The sequence below is a fragment of the Pontibacter sp. LHS1 genome, assembly GCF_058932855.1.
The window spans coordinates 1-812 of the sequence record NZ_JBZYWF010000034.1 but is presented as its reverse complement, the minus strand read 5'-3'; the positions used below and the strand labels follow the sequence as shown (position 1 = coordinate 812).

The window sequence follows — 812 nt, the reverse complement described above, 5'->3', positions numbered from 1 at the left end:
GAGGCGCTTTTCAACAGTACCAACGGGGCGGGCTGGACCAACAAGACCAGCTGGCTGCAGGGCAGCACGAGCGCCGACTTCGCCTCCTGGCACGGGGTAACGGTCGTCAACGGGGACGTTACGGAAATCAACCTGAGTGAAAACAACCTAAGCGGAACGATCCCGGCCGAACTGGGGGACCTGACGGGCTTGGAGCTTCTCGCTTTCTATACCAACAACCTGTCGGGGGCAATCCCGGCCACGCTGGGCGGGCTGACGGGGCTGTGGGTACTGGATCTTGGCTCCAACAACCTGACCGGAACGATTCCCGCCTCCCTGGGAAGCCTGCTGAACCTGGAGTACCTCTACCTGGAGGACAACAGCCTGAGCGGTTCGCTCCCGGCCTCGCTCGGCAGTCTGTCGCAGTTGCTGGAGCTCAACCTCTACCTCAACGGGCTGAGCGGGGCGATCCCGCCCACGCTGGGGCAGCTTACAAGCCTGAGAATCCTGGACCTGGGCCCCAACGGCTTCACGGGCAGCATTCCCCCGGAGCTGGGTAGCCTAACCAGCCTGGAGTACTTCTCCTTTTACGACAACAACCTGTCGGGGCCGCTCCCGGCCTCGCTGGGCAGCCTGGCCAGCCTGCGCTTCCTGGATTTAGGAAAAAACGCGCTAAGCGGTTCGCTGCCCACAAGCCTGGGTGGTTTGACGCAGCTGCGGGAGCTTTACCTGGAGGAGAATAGTCTGACAGGCGCTATCCCGCCTGAGCTGGGGGGGCTGGGCAGCCTGCGGCGTCTCCACCTCCAGAACAACAGCCTTTCCGGCTCTGTGCC

Annotated in this window: 1 pseudogene; it reads left to right on the top strand. The window is 63.2% G+C overall.

What is annotated here, in order from left to right:
• Positions 1 to 189: 189 nt before the first annotated feature.
• A pseudogene (locus AC5FXQ_RS21760) lies at positions 190 to 812 on the top strand (hypothetical protein); the annotation flags it as partial.